20 protein-coding genes are annotated in these 13,938 nt (G+C 67.8%); 9 read left to right on the top strand and 11 right to left on the bottom strand.

The window, feature by feature from the left end; genetic code table 11:
• Positions 1–66 precede the first annotated feature (66 nt).
• Both H4F70_RS08705 and H4F70_RS08700 read right to left on the bottom strand, forming a co-directional pair.
• On the bottom strand, positions 67–561 hold the full coding sequence (locus H4F70_RS08705; RefSeq protein WP_182359857.1) for a nucleoside deaminase: 495 nt from the start codon (positions 559–561) through the stop codon (positions 67–69).
• A 64-nt stretch (positions 562–625) separates the two neighbouring features.
• Entirely contained in the window at positions 626–2,641 is a 2,016-nt protein-coding gene (locus H4F70_RS08700; RefSeq protein WP_182359856.1) for an ATP-binding cassette domain-containing protein, read from the bottom strand.
• 115 nt (positions 2,642–2,756) lie between these two features.
• On the opposite strand from H4F70_RS08700, the gene H4F70_RS08695 reads away from it, so the two are divergent.
• Positions 2,757–3,353, top strand: coding sequence for a histone deacetylase (locus H4F70_RS08695; RefSeq protein WP_182359855.1), 597 nt, complete (start codon positions 2,757–2,759; stop codon positions 3,351–3,353).
• Positions 3,354–3,392: 39 nt separating this feature from the next.
• A complete protein-coding gene (locus tag H4F70_RS08690; RefSeq protein ID WP_182359854.1) occupies positions 3,393–4,127 on the top strand; it encodes a PIG-L deacetylase family protein in 735 nt (244 codons plus the stop codon).
• Positions 4,128–4,147: 20 nt separating this feature from the next.
• On the opposite strand, the gene H4F70_RS08685 is transcribed toward H4F70_RS08690, so the two are convergent.
• The gene (locus H4F70_RS08685) at positions 4,148–4,447 is read right to left on the bottom strand and encodes a thiamine-binding protein (RefSeq protein WP_182359853.1); all 300 of its coding nucleotides are present in this window, start codon (positions 4,445–4,447) and stop codon (positions 4,148–4,150) included.
• Between the two features lie 112 nt (positions 4,448–4,559).
• Here H4F70_RS08685 and H4F70_RS08680 point away from each other — a divergent pair, with 112 nt between their 5' ends.
• The 3 genes from H4F70_RS08680 to H4F70_RS08670 all read left to right on the top strand — a co-directional run bounded on the left by H4F70_RS08680 (position 4,560) and on the right by H4F70_RS08670 (position 5,931).
• Positions 4,560–4,976 carry a VOC family protein gene (locus tag H4F70_RS08680; RefSeq protein WP_182359852.1) on the top strand — a complete coding sequence of 139 codons (417 nt, stop codon included), beginning with the start codon at positions 4,560–4,562 and terminating at the stop codon, positions 4,974–4,976.
• 111 nt (positions 4,977–5,087) lie between these two features.
• Positions 5,088–5,498 (top strand): NUDIX hydrolase, encoded by a 411-nt coding sequence (locus H4F70_RS08675; RefSeq protein WP_182348265.1) that lies wholly within the window; start codon positions 5,088–5,090, stop codon positions 5,496–5,498.
• Between the two features lie 46 nt (positions 5,499–5,544).
• On the top strand, positions 5,545–5,931 hold the full coding sequence (locus H4F70_RS08670; RefSeq protein ID WP_182359851.1) for a hypothetical protein: 387 nt from the start codon (positions 5,545–5,547) through the stop codon (positions 5,929–5,931).
• Here H4F70_RS08670 and H4F70_RS08665 read toward each other — a convergent pair.
• The gene (locus tag H4F70_RS08665) at positions 5,870–6,523 is read right to left on the bottom strand and encodes a dihydrofolate reductase family protein (RefSeq protein WP_182359850.1); all 654 of its coding nucleotides are present in this window, start codon (positions 6,521–6,523) and stop codon (positions 5,870–5,872) included. The two genes, H4F70_RS08670 and H4F70_RS08665, sit on opposite strands and share 62 nt — an antisense overlap.
• A gap of 182 nt (positions 6,524–6,705) precedes the next feature.
• Between H4F70_RS08665 and H4F70_RS08660 the strand changes: the two genes are divergently transcribed.
• A complete protein-coding gene (locus H4F70_RS08660; protein ID WP_182359849.1) occupies positions 6,706–7,050 on the top strand; it encodes a VOC family protein in 345 nt (114 codons plus the stop codon).
• Positions 7,051–7,145: 95 nt separating this feature from the next.
• Positions 7,146–8,441, top strand: coding sequence for an MFS transporter (locus H4F70_RS08655; protein ID WP_235681420.1), 1,296 nt, complete (start codon positions 7,146–7,148; stop codon positions 8,439–8,441).
• Here H4F70_RS08655 and H4F70_RS08650 read toward each other — a convergent pair.
• The 7 genes from H4F70_RS08650 to H4F70_RS08620 form a co-directional block, all read right to left on the bottom strand.
• Complete coding sequence (locus H4F70_RS08650) at positions 8,419–9,036, bottom strand: class I SAM-dependent methyltransferase (RefSeq protein WP_235681419.1); 618 nt, start codon at positions 9,034–9,036, stop codon at positions 8,419–8,421. The two genes, H4F70_RS08655 and H4F70_RS08650, sit on opposite strands and share 23 nt — an antisense overlap.
• Positions 9,037–9,274: 238 nt before the next feature.
• Entirely contained in the window at positions 9,275–9,523 is a 249-nt protein-coding gene (locus H4F70_RS21140) for a GNAT family N-acetyltransferase (RefSeq protein ID WP_182359848.1), read from the bottom strand.
• Between the two features lie 151 nt (positions 9,524–9,674).
• On the bottom strand, positions 9,675–10,100 hold the full coding sequence (locus H4F70_RS08640; RefSeq protein WP_182359847.1) for a type II toxin-antitoxin system VapC family toxin: 426 nt from the start codon (positions 10,098–10,100) through the stop codon (positions 9,675–9,677).
• Positions 10,097–10,330 (bottom strand): FitA-like ribbon-helix-helix domain-containing protein, encoded by a 234-nt coding sequence (locus H4F70_RS08635; protein WP_126986478.1) that lies wholly within the window; start codon positions 10,328–10,330, stop codon positions 10,097–10,099. The genes H4F70_RS08640 and H4F70_RS08635 overlap by 4 nt, the downstream gene beginning before the upstream one ends.
• A 248-nt stretch (positions 10,331–10,578) precedes the next feature.
• A complete protein-coding gene (locus tag H4F70_RS08630; RefSeq protein WP_182359846.1) occupies positions 10,579–10,836 on the bottom strand; it encodes a type II toxin-antitoxin system RelE family toxin in 258 nt (85 codons plus the stop codon).
• Positions 10,833–11,075: a type II toxin-antitoxin system Phd/YefM family antitoxin gene (locus H4F70_RS08625; protein WP_182348256.1), complete on the bottom strand. Its 243-nt coding sequence runs from the start codon at positions 11,073–11,075 to the stop codon at positions 10,833–10,835. Before H4F70_RS08625 ends, H4F70_RS08630 begins: the two co-directional genes overlap by 4 nt.
• An 83-nt stretch (positions 11,076–11,158) precedes the next feature.
• The gene (locus H4F70_RS08620) at positions 11,159–11,689 is read right to left on the bottom strand and encodes a putative immunity protein (protein ID WP_182359845.1); all 531 of its coding nucleotides are present in this window, start codon (positions 11,687–11,689) and stop codon (positions 11,159–11,161) included.
• A gap of 640 nt (positions 11,690–12,329) precedes the next feature.
• On the opposite strand from H4F70_RS08620, the gene H4F70_RS08615 reads away from it, so the two are divergent.
• Both H4F70_RS08615 and H4F70_RS08610 read left to right on the top strand, forming a co-directional pair.
• On the top strand, positions 12,330–13,463 hold the full coding sequence (locus H4F70_RS08615) for an XRE family transcriptional regulator (protein ID WP_182359844.1): 1,134 nt from the start codon (positions 12,330–12,332) through the stop codon (positions 13,461–13,463).
• Positions 13,460–13,921 carry a DUF4411 family protein gene (locus H4F70_RS08610; RefSeq protein ID WP_182359843.1) on the top strand — a complete coding sequence of 154 codons (462 nt, stop codon included), beginning with the start codon at positions 13,460–13,462 and terminating at the stop codon, positions 13,919–13,921. Before H4F70_RS08615 ends, H4F70_RS08610 begins: the two co-directional genes overlap by 4 nt.
• Positions 13,922–13,938 lie beyond the last annotated feature (17 nt).

Here is a 13,938-nt window from a genome sequence, read left to right as displayed (position 1 = left end):
CGGAAAGCCGGTGATCCACGGAGGGGCGGGCACCGTCGTGTCCGCCCCGTCCGCGGTCCCCGGCCCTCAGTTCCGGGCGGACGACCCGCGTGCGCGGGCGTGCAGGTCCCGGATCTCCCCTGCCAGCTCCTCCACGGGACCAACGGTGTCGATTCCCGGCGCCACCTGCGCGATCGGCAGCGGCGCCACGGGAGGCGCCGGCACGCCCAGCTCCGCAAGCCACCCGCCGAGCTGCCCGGTGGACGTGGCGAAGACGATCCGGCCCAGGCCCACCCAGGCGTGCGCGGCCGCGCACATGGGGCAATGCTCGCCCGAGGTGTACACCGTCGCCGTGGCGCGCCGCTCCGCTGGGAGATTCCGCGCCGCCCAGCGGGCCAACGCGAACTCCGGGTGCTGCGTGGCGTCGCCGCCTGACACCCTGTTCCGGTCCTCCGCGAGCACCACGCCGTCCGCTCCGACGAGCACCGACCCGAACGGCTCGTCGCCGGCGTCCACCGCCTCGGCGGCCAACTGCACGCACCGCCGCAGGTGCCGCAGGTCGTCCGCGTCCACGTCCGTCATGTCAGCCCCTCCATCACCGGATCCGGCAGCCGTCCGTCATCCGCATCATCCGCACCGACCGCGATCATCTGCGCCGCATTACCGCAGGCTCCTGCCTGCGCAACAACCAGTACACCACGCCTCCCGCCGTCACCGACAACCCCGCGAGGACGCCCACGTCCATCACCCACGAGCCCACGTCGGAGCCGAAGAGCGGGTCGTCGCCGAACTTGCCGGGCAGGAGCTCCTGCAGGTGCAGCGTGCCGGCCATCGCGCCGAGCGCCCACCGCGCAGGGACGAACCAGGAGATCTCCGCCAGCCCGGGGATCGAATACAACGGCAGCAGTGCACCGCAGAAGATCACCTGCACGATGGCGATGAGCACCAGCAGCGGCATCGTCACCTCCTCGCGACCCACCAGCGCCGACACGACCAGCCCGCCCATCATCGCGGTGAACGCCAATGCCGCCGCGATGATGAGCAGTTCCAGATGCACCTGCCCCCACACGCCGTCGAAGCCCCGCGGGTCGACCTCGACCCCGGCCAGGGCGACCGCGGTGAGTACCAGCGCCTGGACGACGCTGATCGTCCCCAGCACCAGCACCTTGGAGGTGAGGTACGCGGACCTCGGCAACCCCACCGCGCGTTCACGGCGGTAGATCGGTCTCTCCTTCACCAGCTCGCGCACCGAGTTGGCCGTGCCCGTCAGCACCGCGCCGACGCAGATGATGAGGACCGTGTTCACCGTGTGCTCCGCGTCGAGGGCCCCGCCCGCCAACGCCCTGGCCATCGCGCCGAGCACAATCGGCAGCGCCGCCATGATCGCGAGGAACGTCCGGTCCGACGCGATCGCCGCCGCATAGCGAGTGACGAGTGTGCGGACCAGTCCGATCCATCTGCGCACCGTGAGCCGGCGCTCCGGCGCGCCCACCGCGGCGCCCTCGCCGCGCCCCCCTGGGCCTCTCACGTAGCCGGCGTGCATCTCCGAGCCGCGGTACTCCCCCGCCCAGTCGCGGGCCCCGTCGTTCTGGAACGCGTCGAACGCCTCCGGCCACGAGTCGAAGCCGAGGAATCGCAGCGTCCGCTCCGGCGGCCCGTAATACGCCACCCGGCCGCCCGGCGCCAGCACCAGCAGCCGGTCGCAGAACTGCAGGTTGAGCACGCTGTGTGTCACCACGATGACCGTGCGGCCCTCGTGCGCCAGCTCCGCCAGGAGCATCATCATCGACCGGTCCATGCCCGGGTCGAGCCCGGACGTCGGCTCGTCCAGCAGCAGCAGCGACGGCTTCGTCAGCAGCTCCAGCGCAACGCTGACCCGCTTGCGCTGGCCGCCGGAGAGCGTGACGATGCGCTGCTCCTCACGGCCGGTGATGCCGAGCGCGGCGATCACCGCGTCCACGCGTTGGTCACGCTCCGCCGCTGTGGTGTCGCGCGAGAACCTCAGGCGGGCCGCGAAGCCCAGCGCCCGGCGCAGCGGCAGGTGCACGTGCAGGATGTCCTGTTGCGGCACAACGCCGATGCGGTGGCGCAGCTCCGCATAGTCGCGGTGCAGATCGCGGCCGTCGTAGAGCACGCGCCCCTCATCCACGTCCAACTGGCCGGTGAGGGCGCTGAGCAGCGTCGACTTGCCCGCACCGCTCGGTCCGATCACGCCCACCAGGCAGCGTTCGGGGACGGGGAAGGACACGGAGTCCAGCAGGCGGTGGCCGTCGTCTGCGGCGGTGACCACCAGCCCCTCGACCTCCAGCCACACCCCCGCCGCATCGTCGAACTCCGCCAGGCGCGTGCCGTCGAGGACGAATGTGGCGTACCCGATGCCGATCACGTCGCCGTCGCGGACGAGGGCCCGGTCCACGGGGCCGCCGTTGAGGTAGGTTCCGCCGTCGGTGTGCAGATCGACGATCTCGTAGCAGAAGCCGGAGCCCTCCCCCGGGCGCGGACGCAACTCGGCGTGCCGGTGGGAGACGGTCAGATCGTGCATCACCACGTCGTTGTCCGTGCCGCGGCCGATCCGCACCCGATCCCCGCCGAGCACGATGACGCGCTCGGGACCGGACGGCCCTGCTCCCGGGTCAGGATCAGCGCCCGGGTCAGGTTCCATGGACGAACCTTACTCCCGTCCGCCCGGCCGCCGCGCCCTATGTACGGGACCGGCCGCGCCCCACCACTACCCGGCCGCGCGTGCGGGACACCGTGCGGCGGGCACAATGGCGGCGATGGCACAGGATCTGATCTGGTACGTCAGCTACGGCTCGAACATGAGCGCCGCCCGGCTGCGGTGCTACCTCGAGGGCGGCCGACCCCGCGGCGGCCGCGTGCACCACGTGGGCGCACGCGATCGCACCCCACCGGTGCGCGATGCGCCCGTCACACTCCCGGGGCGCGTCTACTTCGCGGGCGAATCGCGCACGTGGGGCGGCGGGATGGCCTTCTACGACCACGACACTCCGGGCCCCACACCGGCCCGGGCCTTCCTGGTCACCGTGGGACAGTTCGTCGACATCGCCGCGCAGGAGATGCACCGGCGGCCGCAGCCCGACGACCCGCTGGAAGCCGTAGTGCTCGCCGGGCTCCCCGGCGGGCGGCACGCCTCCGGACCGGGGCACTACGAGACCGTCATCGAGGTCGGCCGCCTCGACGGCACGCCGATGCTCACCATCACCGCATCGCAGGCCTGTGCCGCCGTACCGCATGCCGCGCCCGGCGAGCCCTACCTGGCGACCCTCGCGCAGGGGCTTCGCGAGTCGCGCGGCTGGGACCGTGCACGCAGCGACGAGTACTTCCGCATGCGCGTCCCGCAGCAGCCACGCTGATCACTGCCGACGCACCCGACCCGCCTGTATGTTGAGCCCATGACTGCTCCGCACGCACCACTCGAGGTATTCGACGACGCCGACATCCACCGTGTGCTGTGCGTCGTCGCCCATCCCGACGACATGGAGTACGGAGGCTCGGCAGCGGTGGCCGAGTGGAGCTCCCGCGGCGTGGAGGTGGCCTACCTGCTCATCACCGCCGGCGAGGCCGGCATCCGCGACAGGCCGCCGGAGGAGGTCGGGCCGCTGCGCGCCGAAGAGCAGCGCGACGCCTGCGCCATCGTGGGCGTGGACGATGTGACCATCCTCGACTTCCCCGACGGGCTCGTCCCTGCCGACCACACCGTGCGCGAAGCCATCGCACGACGCATCCGCGAGTTCCGGCCCGACGCCATCATGGGGCAGACCTGGGAGCTGGAACCCGGCTGGGGACTCAACCACGTGGACCACCGCCACACGGGCATCGCCACCATCGACGCGATCCGCGACGCGGACAACCCCTGGGTCTTCCGCGACCAGATCACCGAGGGCGGGCTCGACGCATGGTCGACGAAGTGGCTACTGGTCCCCGGGCCCGGAGCGACGCACGCGATCCCGCTCGGCGAGGAGTCCGTCGCCAAGGGCATCGCGTCGCTGGAGGCGCACAGGGTGTACCTGGCCGCGCTCCCCGACCACATGGCCCCCGGCGAGATGATCACCGGGATCACCACCGACGGCGGTGCCGCGGCCGGTGTCGAGCGGGCGCTGCCGGTACGTGCCTTCCGGATGGGGTGACACCGGCTTCAAGCCCGTGTTCACTCCAGCAGCCGCTCGACCCTGGCCACCTTGCCGTCGAGTTCTCCGGTGCGGCCGGGGCGCAGGTCCGCTTTGAGCACCAGGCTCACCCGTGGGCCGTACTCCCCGACCACCTCGCACGCCCTCTTCACCACGGCCATGCACTCATCCCACTCGCCCTCGAGCGCCGTGAACATGGAGTCGGTGCGGTGCGGGATCCCCGACGCGCGCACGACCCCGATCGCGGCGGCCACCGCCTCGCTCACCGAGCCGTCCTCTGCGTCGCTGACGGTGGGGGCCACGGAGAATGCGAACAACATGCCCCCAGGCTACGCACGCGCGGGAACCGCCGGCGATGAGTTTCCGGGCGAGGCCCGGTCAGCACCTGGCAGGAGAACCGCTCTCCACGGACTACTCGACGAAGGGTGCGCCATGTCGCTCTCCAGCAGCACTTACATCAGCTTTCCCGGCAATGCCGCCGAGGCCTTCCCCTACTACGAAGAGCTCTTCGGCGGCGAACTGGAACTGCTCACCTACGGCAGCGCCGACCTCGACGGGCTGCCGTTCACGCCTCCCCCCGAGGCCGTCGCGCACGCCAAGCTCACTGCCCCTGGCATCGCGATCAGCGGCGGGGACGCCATGGGCTCGGACAACCCCCCGTTGCGTTCGGAGGTGTACTCGTTCCTGCTCGAGATGGACTCCGCCGACGACGGCCGCGCATTCATCGCGAAAGTGACGGCGACGGGCGGGGAGGTCGCGATGCCCTTCGAGGTGGCACCGTGGGGCGACACCTACGGGCAGGTGGTCGACCGGTTCGGCGTGAAGTGGTCGGTGGTGGCGCCGGCATAGCTGCGGCCCCGAGCCGGTCGTCCCCGGTGGTCGACGCTGCGCGGAGCACCGAGAGACGGCCGACTCGGCGCGCCGTGCATACTCGACCAGGTCGCGGAGGAAGGAGCCACCATGCCACGGCGGATCACTGTCAGTGCGGTCGTCATCAGAAACGACTCCGGCGAGGTGCTCACCGTGCGCAAACGCGGCACGGACCAGTTGATGTTCCCCGGCGGAAAGCCTGAACCAGGCGAGTCGCCGCAACAGGCTGCTGTGCGCGAGGCCGCGGAAGAGCTCGGGGTCGACCTCCACGAGAACGCGTTGCGGCCGATCGACACGTTCACAGCTCCGGCGGCCAACGAGCCCGGATGCACAGTCGTCGCCACCGTGTTCGAACACCCCTGGGTGGAGGCCTCCTCCCCACGGGCGGAGATCGACCGGATCGAGTGGATCGACCCGCGGGAACGGAGCCGGCGGATCGCCCCGCTCCTTCGCGACGCAGTGTTTCCCGCTCTGCTCCTTGCGGCCGATGGGCCTCGGTAGCCACTTGCCCCTGGATTGATGTGGTCCCAGCCCGTACGGTGAAAAAATGCCCCGTGCCCGAGTGCTGCAGATCGGGATGGACCCGGACGTGATCGACTTCTCGCCGTGGCCGGGCCAGGATGCCGACGCGCTGCGCGCCCGCCTCGGCGAGGCCGAGGCGGCGCTCCGTGACGCCGGTGTCGATGTGACGATGTGCGTGCTACCCGACGACGTCGACGCCGCCGAGTCGACGGTGCGGAAGATCGTCGACGCCGAACCGTTCGACGTGGTCGAGATCGGATCGGGACTGCGGACGTCGCACGAGTACACGCTCGTGTTCGAGCGGGTCGTCAACACGGTGGCCGCCATTCAGCCGGGCGTCCCGTTCTGCTTCAACGATTCTCCGGAGACGACGCTCGACGCTGTGCGCCGCGGGCTCGCTTCGCGGTCATGATCGACCGGTGCGCGGGCCGCGGGCCGGCGCAGCCGCGCCGGTACCGCGAGTAGGTGACGCCGCCGTCGAAGACCCGGTGTTCGGCGAGCCTCAGGTCGAGTCGCACGCCGTCAGGCAGAGCCCGAAGGCCGCCGCCGACGATCCTCGGCACCACGAAGAGGTGGTAGTCGTCGATGAGCCCCCCACGGATCGCCTCCGCCGCCGTGGTGGGCCCGAAGACCTCGACCGCGCCTTCTGCCCGTTCCACGATCCGCTGCAGCTCGATCAGGCTCACCGTCGGCGTGATGCGGGCCCGTTCGGAGGTGAGCAGTTCCGGCGTCATCGTCGACGACACCACGACCTTGTCGATGTCCCGCCACAGCCGGGCGAACTCCCGTTCCGCCGCAGGACTGTCCGCCGAGTCCGGATAGGTGTCCCAGAATCCCATCAACTCGTACGTTCTGCGCCCGAGCACCTCGGTGGACACGCCGGCGATACGCTCGAGATGGGCGGCGAACACCGCATCGTCCGGGGCGGTCCATTGGAAGTCGCCGTCGGAGTCGGCGACGTAGCCGTCGATGGACACAGTCGCCGCGTAGCTGAGGGTTCCCATGGCGGATCGGACCTCCTCGCCCGAGCCGCCCGTCGGCGGAGGCTCGGGCACCGCGCTCACACGCCGGTGCGGGGCGCGCGGAATCCACGGTAGCAGCGTCACCACCCCGCGCCATATGCAAAAGCGGGTACAAAAGTGCGTGCCTCTTGACCGGGCGCTTTCGGGATGCTCCCGTTGCACGTATGAAGGTCGAACGGATCGCGCCCATCCTCACCGTCGACGACGTCGATACCGCGATAGCCGAGCACGCATCCGTCCTCGGGATGCGGGTGGTGATGAACATGGGGTGGATCGCGTTCCTCGCCGACGACGACGGCAGGCAGATCGGTCTGATGACCACCGAAGCGACCGCACCCGTCAACCCCGATGTCTCCGTCTTCGTCGACGACGTCGAGGCGGCCCATGCCGCCGCCGTGGCCTCGGGGCTGGAGATCGTCCACCCCTTGTCCACGGAACCGTGGGGCGTGCGCCGGTTCTTCTACCGCGACACGTCGGGACGCGTCGTCAACGTCGGGACCCACGTCTGAACGACTCCGCCTGGATCGCCTTCGTCCCACTGGGTTACCGTCGACGTCGCCAGCGCGCTCATCGCGCCGTCGCGTGAGCAAGGAGACCGATTCCGGTGTATACTGATCCGCTCCTCTCCGAGCGCGCCGCTGCAGCCGAGGCCCAGCGCGCGCGAGTGCACAAGCGGACCCTCACCGTCGTCGTCATCAGCCAGATCCTCGGCGGGGCCGGTCTCGCCGCGGGCATCTCGGTGGGCGCGCTGCTGGCGGAGAACATGCTCGGCTCGGACACGCTCTCGGGGCTTCCGACGGGGCTGTTCACTCTCGGGTCCGCACTGGCCGCGTTCCTGGTCGGGCGCTCCACGCAGCGCTTCGGCCGCCGCCTCGGCCTGGCATTCGGATTCATCGCCGGCGGAATCGGCGCGCTGGGTGTCGTGATTGCAGCCATGGCCGGCAATGTGCCGCTGCTGTTCGTCGCACTCTTCGTCTACGGGGCGGGGACCGCGACCAACCTGCAAGCGCGCTACGCGGGCGCGGATCTCGCCCCTCCCGACAGGCGCGGCTTCGGCAGCAGCATGGCGATGGTCGCCACTACCGTCGGCGCCGTGGCGGGGCCGAACCTCATCGACCCGCTCGGCAGCCTCGCCGACGCCCTGGGCGTGCCCACACTCGCGGGTCCGTTCATCCTGGCCGCCGCCGCCTATGTCGCCGCCGGGCTGGTGCTCTTCGTGTTCCTGCGCCCCGACCCGTACCTGCTCGCGCGGCGCATCGCCGAGGTCGGCGCGGAGGACGACAGTGACGGTGCGGCCGCCGCGGGGACGACGCCCCGGGTCGGGCCCGGCGCGTATGCGGGCGCGACGGTCATGGTGCTGACCCAGCTCGTCATGGTCGCGATCATGACGATGACACCCGTGCACATGCGTGCGCACGATTTCGATCTGGCGGCCGTCGGGCTCGTCATCGGCATGCACATCGGGGCGATGTGGCTGCCCTCGCTCGTCACCGGCACCCTCGTCGACAAGCTCGGCCGCATGCCGATGGCCATCGCCTCGGGGGTCACGCTGCTGCTGGCCGGGATCGTCGCGGCCACCGCCCCGGGCGACTCCCTGGGCCTGTTGATCCTCGCACTCATGCTGCTCGGTCTCGGCTGGAACCTCGGCCTGGTCTCCGGGACCGCGCTCGTGGTCGACGCGACTGTTCCGCAGAACCGGCCCAGGACGCAGGGCACCATCGACGTTCTCATCGCACTGTCCGGGGCGGGCGGCGGCACCATGTCCGGGATCGTCATGTCCTCCACCGGCTACCAAGGGCTGGCGCTCGGCGGAGGCGTACTCGCGCTTGCGCTCATCCCCGTCCTGCTGGTGCGCAGGGCGCCCTATGTCCGGACGATCAGCCGCGGAACTCGGCGGTGATGGCCGCGTGCGGCCGCACGCCGGGATCCTCCCGAGTCTGGACGTCCACCACGTCGAATCCTGAGCTTCGCAATAGCCGTGCCATTGCATCGACCGGCCAGAAGTAGGCGGTGGCCACCGCGTGATCGAACGGTTCGAACCGCAAACCCGTGAAGAACCCGAGTAGGAGGGAACCCCCGGGCCTGAGGCATCGTGCGAACTCGGTGAGAATCTCCGCGGCGATGCTCGGCGGGCTGTGGATCACGGAGTACCACGCGAGCAGGCCCGTCAGTGCGTCCGTTTCCACCGGCAGTGCCTCGAGACGGCCGACGCTGAACGGCACGCCGGCGAACCGCGCGCGTGCAAGCTCGACGAACTCCTGGACCATGTCCACACCCACGACGTCGGCGCCACGATCACGCAGATGCTTCGTCCAGTGTCCGGGGCCGCAGCCCGCGTCGAGAATCGCGCCGTCGACGTGGCGGGCCCAGCCGTTGATCGCCGCCACGTCGCTCAGCGAAATCGACTCCATCGCACCGAGCAGCTCCGTGTACTCCTGGGCGCGTGCCCCGTAGGCAGTGCGCACCGCGTGGACCACACTTCGTGTATCAGGCACGGGGAACGCTTCCTCTCCGGCGGAGCGAGGTTCCGCGCACGGCCCGCTCGACCGACGCCTGGATCTCGCGGATGTCTCTTTCCCCCTGACCGACGATCCAGCGCGCTGCGGTCAAGTCCTCGATCGAAGACAGATCCCGTTGCGCGGCCGGGGTGAGCCTGTGGACGTTCCGGCTCGCCGGTAGTCAGCGACCACTCAGCGATGGTGGCCGCGACTTCTCGCGGGCATAGATCCGATGCTAACCACATGAAGCGTAGATCGGGACGACTTGCTCTCGACAGCCCAGGTAGCCGAACGCGAGGTGGCCGCGATCGCGCATCGACTGCTCTGCACACCCCATGAGTTCACCCCCGAGACGCAGCCCTCTCGCGTCAGCGGAGATCAAGACACCGCCTACTCCCGCGATCGCGACGATCTCCGTACCGACAGCGATCTCGCGGCGCGCCCATCCCACGTGGCCGACGACGCGACCTTCGATCCGCGCCATAACGTGGACATCATGTGACGCGTAGCCGTAGGGCTGTTGTGGATCCCCCCTCCGAACTCCTTGAGATACTCGCCGTCGAAGAGCTGTCGAAGCTCACCCAGATCGGCCTCAGTGCGTTCCTGGTGGGCGAGGATCTCGATCGAATGGTGCTTCACGCGTCGACCTTCCACGGGTCCACCAGTTCGACGCCGGTGTGCTGGAAGTCCTGCACATTGCGCGTAGCGCAGGTTGCTCCGTGCGTCAGGCAGATCGCGGCGATCTGCGCGTCGGCGGTACTGATCGGCGCTCCCGTGCTCTCTCGAGCCACGAGCACGTCGGCGTAGCGGTCGGCCGCCACGTCATCGAACGGCAGCACAGCGCGGCCGCCCCGGTACGGTGCGAGCGCCGCGTTGATGCGCCTGGTCAGCTCACCCCTGCGCTGACCATCCGGTAACCGTCGCACACCCGCCAAGAGCTCCGCGAGCGTGACGGACGTAATCGCGACGTCCCCCTCCAGGGACGCGAGCCAGTCCACCACGCGTGGCTCAGGCAGCGGTCGAAAGATCTCCGAGATCACGTTCGTGTCGAGAATGATCACTCGAAGTCCACCGCCCGCGCGACGTCATCGCGCACCGGAATCGGCAGATCTTCGACTCCACCGACATCCTGCGCGGCAGCCAGCAGAGCGATTCCGATGTGCGGCCTGCGTGCAGCCTTGGTAAGGATGGCGCGAACCTCGGCTTCCATGGACCGACCGTGCTCCTTCGCCTGCGCGGCGAGTTGCTGTTTCACGGCGTCGTCGAGACCGCGAACGATGATGGATGACATCGACGGCCACCTCCCCTGATATCAATTATGATATCAGCGTGCGTCGCAACCTTGCTACAGGCGAGGACCCTCTAGTACGACACTGCCCCGGTCCCCTCATGACGAGGCAACCGGGGCGATGCTCGGATCAACGATCGAGAGCGTCAATAACGCTAGACGTTAAAGCGAAATTCCACCGCGTTCCGGCACGGACCAACCTCTGGTTCATGACACTGGTCTCCGACATTCGATCCCGATCCAGAGGCTCGTCAGCCTCGGTAGACGTCACGCCAGTTCCCCGCCGCGACGACCATGACGAGGAGTTCGTCATCGTGGATCTCGTAGATGACTCGCCAGTTCCCCGTACGAACGCGCCAGGCGTCACGGCCAGTGAGCTTCTTCGACGCTGGCGGCCGAGGCTCGTCAGCCAGCAGGACAAGTACGGCACTGACTCGCTCCTGACCGTCACGCGGGAGCTTGCGGATCTGACGACGTGCGGCGGACGCGATTCGAACCGTATAGGTCACAGGCCGAGCTCGCGACGGAGCTCATCGAGTGTGACGCTCTCCCCACCTTCGGCCTTCGCCGCGTCATAGGCCGCAATGTCCTCGAGTTCCTCGGCCGCTTCCATCAGCCGATCGAGGGTGTCGGCATCCACGATCGCGCCCACCCGCCGATCGTGGCGAGTGAGGTAGACGGGCTCGCTGTGCGCCCGGTCGATGAGCCGACCGAGCTGGTCGCGCGCCTTGGTTGCGGTGATCTCCATGATTCAAGAGTACCCCGAAATGTACATTCTCGGGAGGGCGGAGACATCACTGCTGACGCTGCCCGAGGCTCCGTGCGCGATCGCTACCCAATATCCGCCTGGATCTGTCGGATCACTGAACCGAGCACGCCACGCGACAGAAGACCCTCCCCGAGCGGTCCAGACGAGTCAGCCCCGAGAGACGGGAGCCGACGCAGCGCCTCACGCTCACGATCTGTGAGGTTCGCGACCTGCCATCGCACTTCTTCTTGCACGGCTTCCGGTCGATCCGGGTGAGCCAGCGAGACGGCCTTGGCAGCGTAGGCGGCAGCCCCCAGCGCGTGGGCCCCCATGTGCGCGACCGCGGCCGCCTGACCCACCGCCCGCGCTGCGGCAGCACCGGCCGGAGTCGTCGCGGCCTTGGCCGCCTTCACAGCGACCAAACGCTTCTTGATCTCCTCGCCGGCGCTGCTCTCCCCGGCGCTGTAGGCACGGGTACGGTCCACCGCATCGCAGATCTCAGCGTGCGCCGCAGCGTCAGCATCGAACTGCGGAAGCGCTCGCTCAGCGCATGACAGCGCCCACCGAGCGAGCACCCGCCGGTCCGAATCGCTCAAGGTCTGAATCGACGCCATGCAATGAGCATATTCGGCACGATCACCGCACCGGGGTCACGACGGACGGACGACGACCCGGAGCCCGACTCACACGTTGAACCGGAACTCCACCGCGTTCCGGTGATTGCGAAACCTTTGGTGCTAAGGCTGTCCGATGGGCTGCCACATGACCAGGAATCAAGCTATCAGCCGGGGTCATGGCAGAGTCGTGAGCGTACCAGCGGGCGCTCCACTGGAAGGCTTGGCATGGCTACACGACTCCCTCTACCGAGACGGGAGGTTTGGCCTACCGCCAACGCTGACCCAGTACGGACACTCGCCATCGTGGTTCCCCAGTCGCACGCGTGAGGACCCTCGTGGTGGTGCCAGCCGCCGAAGCGGCCAAGCTCCTCAGACCAGTGTTCACAGCGGATGATCTTCCGCGTGCGCTCGGCGTCATCAGTAGCCATGGGTCCATGATCCCACGCGGCATCGCCGGGACTACCGGCGCAGGATCGCCCCATGCTCCGCAACGACAGTCATCAGCGACGCTAGCGTTGACACGAAGGGGGCGTCGGACAGATAGCACTTGAGGGTCAGTGCCTGACCATATGATTGGGACAAGATTACTCAGACTCGACCTGCCGCCGCTCACCGTCACTCAGGGAGGAGCAACGCCATGGCACGCGCACCCATCAACGGGGCCACACTGACTTGGGCGCGCTCCGTCATGCACCTGGATGCCCAGGACGTGGCCAGCGCCGCTGGCACAACCCTCGAACGGACACTTGCGTTTGAGTCCGGCGACGAGCAGCCGACCTTGAAGCAGCTAGAGAAGATTGCTAAGAAGTTGGACCGGACAATGGCCTTCTTCTTCGCTCCTCCACCAACGTCCACGGACGTTCCACAGACCCCTGACTTTCGTGGGCGTGGAGCGGAACCCCTTCCCCCCCTTCTTGCGCGCGAAATGCGTCGCGCGGAGCAGCACCGCGACACAGTGTTAGATCTCCAGGGAGCGCCGGAGCAGACAGCCCGAGTGGGTTCCATCACTTGGGACACCTACCGCAAGCGTGCCAGCGAGCTCCGTACCCATCTCGGCCTCCGCGAAGAGTTTGTCCCCCCCGAAAATGGCCAGAACCAGGTACTGAACTTTTGGCGAGGACTGCTGGAGCACCATGGCTACCTCGTGTTCCAGACGACGAAGGTGCCTCTCAGCACATTCCGAGGCCTGTCCATCCAGCACGATTCCTTGCCCGTAATCATCCTTAACGGATCCGATTCCAACAACGGCAAAGTTTTCACCCTCTTCCATGAGGTAGCGCACCTTGCCAACAGAACCAGCGGGCTGTGCGATCTGGATGAGGATGTGAATGAAGAGGCAATCGCTAATGCGTTCGCGGCGAACTTCCTCATGCCCTACAAGCAGGTCACGGCGTTGGTGCGAACATTGGATGGAGAGCCCAGCGACCTAGCATCCAAGGTAGCGGCGCGCTTCAAGGTCAGCTTCCTGGCCGCAGGCATCCGCCTCCGGACATTGGATGTAATCGATGACGGCGATTTGGAACTCATCTGGCAGGAGAGTGACGCGGTCTGGGCCAAGAGCCGAGCGGACCAGAAGGCAAAGACCGGCGGGCCTGCCCCCTGGCGCGTGCGTTACCGAGACCTTGGCAGTACATATATCGGAACCGTGGCGCGCGCCGTGGAGGACTCCCGAGTTGACTGGATGGACGCCAGTTACCTCCTGAACGCACGAATTCCCATGGTCAGACAGATGTTTGAGGAGTATTACCGGACTGAGGGGAGTACCCAGTGAGCTACACCCTCGATTCAAACATTCTCATTAACATGGAGCGGCTCTACCCCCGCGACATCTTCCCGTCACTATGGGCTTCAATCGAAGACCTCGTGAGCCAGGGAGAGGCCTGCATCTGCGAAGCAGTCCTCCGCGAGTTGGAGCGAGGTGACGACGACCTCCACACCTGGGCAAAGAATCTCCACGGGTTCCTATGCGCAACGCATCAAGATGAGGTGTTGACCGTGGCCAACATCACTCAGGCCCACCCCGAGTGGGTGAGCGGAACACAGAACGATGCCGACCCCTGGGTCATTGCCCATGGACTTCAAGAGCAACGGGTGGTGGTTACCGAGGAGAACCTAAAGGGACCCAATACCCCGGACCGGAACCAGAGGATCCCCAATGTTGCATTGGAACATGGGGTAGCCACTATGAAGTTTTTCGGATTCGTCAAGGCACAAGGCTGGTCTTTCTAGCCGCTATGTAAGCCTGC

Source organism: Tomitella gaofuii (assembly GCF_014126825.1).
GTDB classification, from domain to species: Bacteria; Actinomycetota; Actinomycetes; order Mycobacteriales; family Mycobacteriaceae; genus Tomitella; species Tomitella gaofuii.
The sequence above is the reverse complement of the archived record's forward strand: the minus strand, read 5'-3'. Positions and strand labels throughout refer to the sequence as shown.